Consider the following 5,094-nt stretch of genomic DNA (forward strand, 5'->3'; position numbering starts at 1 on the left):
GATCAGTGGCAAGCGCTGCTGTTAGAGGGTTTTCCGCACTCATGACATCCATCAGAGGAATGGTTCGGCTTTCTGGGCGAAAAACTTCGCCGTCCACTGATGAGTCGGTGGCGGCGCCGTTTGCGACAGTGTCGGGAATCGATGACGACTCGTCCGCGGCCGGAGAGGCGTGCCTGCCTGGCTCTGCACGGGTGATGTCGCCAAGTGTGCGGGCAGCCGAGGTCGACGGTCTCATCTTGGTGATGGACCTGCAGACGTCGGCCTTTTATTTTCTGGACGAGGACGCGTCCAGCATGTGGAAGGGGCTGCGTCAAGCGCATGGTTCGGTGGGCGCGGCTAAAGAAGCGTTGGGTCGCGGGAATGAGTCGTCGGGGCGCTTGGCGGGCGCGTTCGACGATTTCATCGCCAGTTGCGAGGCACAGGGTTTTCTGGTTTCGAGCGATCGGCCACCCGCCCGCGATTTTCGGCGAGCGCCTTGGCCGCGGGGGTCACGTGGCCGATCGTTGCTCACCGTGCGGGCGTGGCTAGCGATGCTGCGGATGGACATCGCACTGCGTCGGCACGGATTCGCCGCCATCTACCAGCGGCTCGGGCAGGGCGGCATTGCCAGAGCCGATTCCGCTGACGTCGAATTGGTGCGGGCGGCGTTTTTGCGGGCGGAGAACTTCTACGTGCGGCGGCGCGCTCCTCATGACTGTCTGCCCAGATCACTTGCGTTGTATGCGTATCTGCGTGGCCTCGGCATACCCGTTGTTCACCGCATTGGTGCTCGGCGGTTCCCGTCGTTTGGGTGCCACGCGTGGGTCGAATATGGCGGCGCGCCGATACTGGATCGGTCTGCCGTCGTCCATGAATACACCGTGATCGCGTCGATGTAGCCGTGACCGCCGAAGCCGACCACAGATTCCAGCCAGCCAACCAGGGGTTCGCCGGATGGGTCGACATGTCGGCGCCGACGCGGTTGGCCGGCGGGGTCGATTGCGGCGTCATGGGCTGCCGAGTGTGGTGGCGCGGCTTTTTGGCAAACCGCAGCACTCTGCTGACCGAGTTAGGCGTTGCTGCCGAGCCATCGTGCCCGGACGAGCGACTGGTCGCCGAGGCGTACCAGCGCTGGGGTGCGACGGTGCAGGCGCATCTGCTCGGCGAGTACGCCCTGTGCGTGCTGGATCAGACGACCGGCGTGCTGGTGCTGACCCACGACGCGCTGGGCGTTGTGCCGCTGTATTACTCGGCACGAGGCCACACGATCTATTTCGGCACCCACCTTTCCCTGCTGGCAAGACTCATACCCGGCTTGGACGTCGACGAAGGCTATATCGCCGAGTTCTTGTTGCGCGGCGAGTGCCTCGACGGACGCACCATTTATCGGCACGTCAACCGACTTGGTGTGGGGCGAACGAGGCGCTACCGGGCACGCCGTGGGACCGAGCTTGCGACGTGGTGGCTTGGCGAGGTCCCCGAGCTTTGCTACCGCGATATTCGCGACTACGACGAGCAGTTCCGTCAGCTTCTGCGGAGCGCGGTGGCAACGGCGGCTGATGGGCGGACGTGGTCGGAGCTGTCGGGGGGGCTGGACTCCTCGAGCATCGCCTGCACGGCGCACCACCTCGGCCTGCAGGATTTCGCGACCGTTTCGGTGATTTATCCGACCTCGACCACCTCCGACGAATCGTCATGGATCGAAATCGTGCACGCGGACAAGGGGATTCGCACGCACCTGATCGATGGTGACAAACACAAACCACTCTCGGCGCTACCTGACCGGCGCATCGAAGAGCCGAGCCGACTCCACACCATGTGGCCGATTTTCCAGCAATACGAAACGATTCTGCGTGCGTATGGCGTCGATGTGCTGCTTTCTGGGCTAGGCGGCGACCAGGTGTTGTTCGGGGAAACCGATTTCCCGATTCACGTCGCCGACTACGTCCGCCGTGCGCGGCTTGTCACGGCGGTTCGCCAAGTCGCACAGTGGGGACCGAGCGCGAGCGAACGTTCGCTGACTCATCGGGTGCTTACCGGCGCCGCGGTCCCCGCGTTGTGTTATCTGCGCGGGCATGCCATCCGCTACAAGCCCGATAGGGCCGTTCAACAGCGCTGCTCATGGGTGTCTGCTGACTTGTTGCATCGAACAGGAGCCGGCGGCGATGTTGGCGCGCCCGGTCCGCGGATGCCGACCGTACGAGGTCAGGCCTACTACGAGCACCTTTGGCGTTTAGCTGGTTCCGCCGGCCAACATTGGGCCCAAAACACCACCACCTACCGGTGGCGACATCCGTTGCTGTATCGCCCGCTCGTGGAGTTCATGTATTCCCTCCCGTGGCAACAGCAGGCCATACCCGGGCACGACCGGGCGCTGCAGCGCCGGGCGCTGGCCGGCATTCTGCCCGACCAAATCCGCACCCGGCGCACCAAGGCGGGACCCAACCAGGCATTTTACGAAGGGCTGCGGGCCAACCGGGACATAGTCACGTTGTTGATCGCTCGACCACTGATCGTGCAACGCGGCTACGTCGACCAGACCTCCTGGCGCGCCGCGGTGGCCGCCGCACAGTTCGGCCACGAACAGTCGGCGGCGGCATTTGAGGCAGCGGTGAGCCTGGAGGTGTGGCTGCGTCAGCAAGAGAGCCCGCCGTGACGAACGCCGTATCAGCGGCGCGTGAAGTCTGACCCGGGCGTGGCAGGCGAGTCGCCGGGCGTCGAATTTCAGCGCCGTCGACAAGCCGCCGCTGACCACTCCGAGCGCGGCGACGCTCGCGAATGCGATGCACATGCACGGAGGCACGTGGCGATCACGGTGAGCCCACCCGCGGCGGGCGGCGGGTATCGATGTCTGGCGCGATCGCCGGCAACGGCGCTGGTCTGACAGCCGCAGCGGATGGGGCTAGCCGCCGCGTAGGTATTCGGGTGTTCGCCGTTTCGGCGGCGCCTGAATTGAGGCCGAAGGTCAGACGATGTCCGAATGGGCACGTTCGGGTGCCTATCAAACGATGATGGTCGTGTGATGGTCAACCCGGTCCCGGACCGACTGGACACGCTGAACGGAAAGCCGGCTGGCCCGTTTGGGATTCTTCGCCTCGCAGACGGACATAGAGGTAGGTTGCTCGCCGCAGCGGTACTCCTCTCCGTGACCTCGGCGGTCGGTTTGGCGCAGCCTTTGATCGCAGGCACGGCGGTCAGTCATGCGCTTGCTCGGGCGGCCATTACTGGTCCAGTCGTCGCCTTGATCGGAGTCTTTCTCTGCCAAGCGGTGATCGGCACCGTGGGCCAATATCTTTTGGAGACGCTCGGCGAGCACGTGGTGTATGACATCCGAATGCGCCTGGTGCGCAGGTTGCTATGGGCACGAGTGCCATCGCTCGACCGGGAACGCATCGGCGACCTCTTGTCCAGGGTTTCACTTGACTCGGCGGTCCTGCGTGATGTCGTCGCGCAGAGTATGGTTCAGGCGCTGTCCGCGTCGATCGCATTGTTCGGAACGACTGCCTTCATGATTTACATCGACTGGGTGCTGTTCGTGATCGTCATGGGGACTATCGCGGCGGCAATGCTGGCCCTGGGTGCTCTACTACCGAGATTTGAAATCGCTGCCGCGCAGAGCCAGGAGTACGTCGGAACCCTATCGGCCGACCTCGAGCAGGCCCTCGGAGCTATCCGCACCGTAAAGGTCAATGGCGCTGAGCAGCGCGAGTACAGCCATCTCGCCGAATCGGCAGCTCGTGCGCTTCAAGCTGGTGTGCGCTCAGCCAAACTGATGGCCGTGGCCAGTCCGACCATGCATTTCGCCGTCAGCGGGTCCTTCGTGATCTGCGTGATTGTCGGTGGTCTTCGGGCGGCCTCTGGGGCCATCTCGCTTAGCGATCTGGTGACTGTACTGCTCTATGGGATGGGTCTGGCCACGCCGGTATTCACTGTATTCCGGTCGGCCGCAGAACTGCGAAAAGCAAACGGTGCCATGCGGCGCCTCAATCCGACTCTGTCGACACCGATGGAGGATCTAGAAACCGCGGCCCGAACCGATGACTTCCAAGCGCCCGGCAGCAGCGCCCCGGTGTTGGAGTTCCGAGACGTCCATTTCGCTTATGCAGACCACAAAGTTCTCGATGGCGTGAGTTTTGATGTTCCGTCCAACGGATTTGTTGCCTTGGTCGGGGCTTCCGGTGCAGGCAAGTCCACAATCTTTTCGCTCGTCAGCCGGTTCTACGAGCCTGACCGCGGCGAGATCTGTATCGATGGGACGCCGATTGCCGCACTTAGCCTGTCTGAATCACGTTCCCGCATTGGCCTTCTTGAACAACATGCGCCACTGCTGTTCGGCAGCCTGCGGGACAACATCAGCTACGGCGCGCCGGACGCCACTGAAGCCGATATCGCAGATGCAATCGAATTGGGCGGCCTGTCAGTGCTGATCAACCGCCTACCGAATGGGCTCGACTCACCGGTGGGAGAACGCGGCATGCTGGTTTCGGGTGGCGAACGCCAGCGGGTCGCCATCGCAAGGGCCATGGTCCGGCGACCGCGCCTATTGCTGCTGGACGAACCGACCTCGATGCTCGACGCCGAAACCGAGTGGGCGTTGAACCGCGCCATTCGCACCATCAATCAGCAGTGCGCGCTGCTGGTGATTGCCCATCGGCTCACCACCATAGAGAACGCGAAAACCGTTGCATTTCTGTACAACGGCCGCGTCTCCACTGGCACACACGAGGGCCTCCTCCGCACTTCCGACAACTACCGACGAATAATTGGACGGGGCAGCGACCCGGTACAGGCGAGGACATGAAGATCATCGAGTACATTTTGGTCCTTCCGTAGCCCTGAGGAAACTGGGGGCGTCAGGGGCATATTTTGGTCCTTCCACTCCAAGCGCCGCGAGTCCGACAGCCACCCCGAGGCTCCAAAGACTAGGTGGGCCACCGGATTCGCCGGGGTGCTGGCCGATGCGACCGTGGATGCACCTCGACAAAGGAGCACTCACATGACAGCACTCGACGACACCCAGGCCCCCGCAATCGACCCGGACAAGCTGATGGCCTTCGTGTTCCGCGCGGTGGAAGAAGCCGGCGCGGCGCTGAACTGCGCCCTGGTGGTGATGGG

General features: G+C 63.3%; 3 protein-coding genes. All 3 read left to right on the forward strand.

All coding sequences use genetic code 11. The features are described 5' to 3' along the window. Window positions 1-107 precede the first annotated feature (107 nt). The 3 genes from VML93_RS31865 to VML93_RS31875 all read left to right on the forward strand — a co-directional run bounded on the left by VML93_RS31865 (window position 108) and on the right by VML93_RS31875 (window position 4,780). Window positions 108-878, forward strand: coding sequence for a lasso peptide biosynthesis B2 protein (locus tag VML93_RS31865; protein ID WP_325616795.1), 771 nt, complete (start codon window positions 108-110; stop codon window positions 876-878). 2 nt (window positions 879-880) lie between these two features. After that, window positions 881-2,635 carry an asparagine synthase-related protein gene (locus tag VML93_RS31870; RefSeq protein ID WP_325616797.1) on the forward strand — a complete coding sequence of 585 codons (1,755 nt, stop codon included), beginning with the start codon at window positions 881-883 and terminating at the stop codon, window positions 2,633-2,635. Window positions 2,636-3,001: 366 nt separating this feature from the next. Beyond that, window positions 3,002-4,780 carry an ABC transporter ATP-binding protein gene (locus tag VML93_RS31875; protein WP_325616799.1) on the forward strand — a complete coding sequence of 593 codons (1,779 nt, stop codon included), beginning with the start codon at window positions 3,002-3,004 and terminating at the stop codon, window positions 4,778-4,780. Window positions 4,781-5,094 lie beyond the last annotated feature (314 nt).

Source organism: Mycobacterium sp., from assembly GCF_035499775.1.
GTDB lineage: Bacteria > Actinomycetota > Actinomycetes > Mycobacteriales > Mycobacteriaceae > Mycobacterium.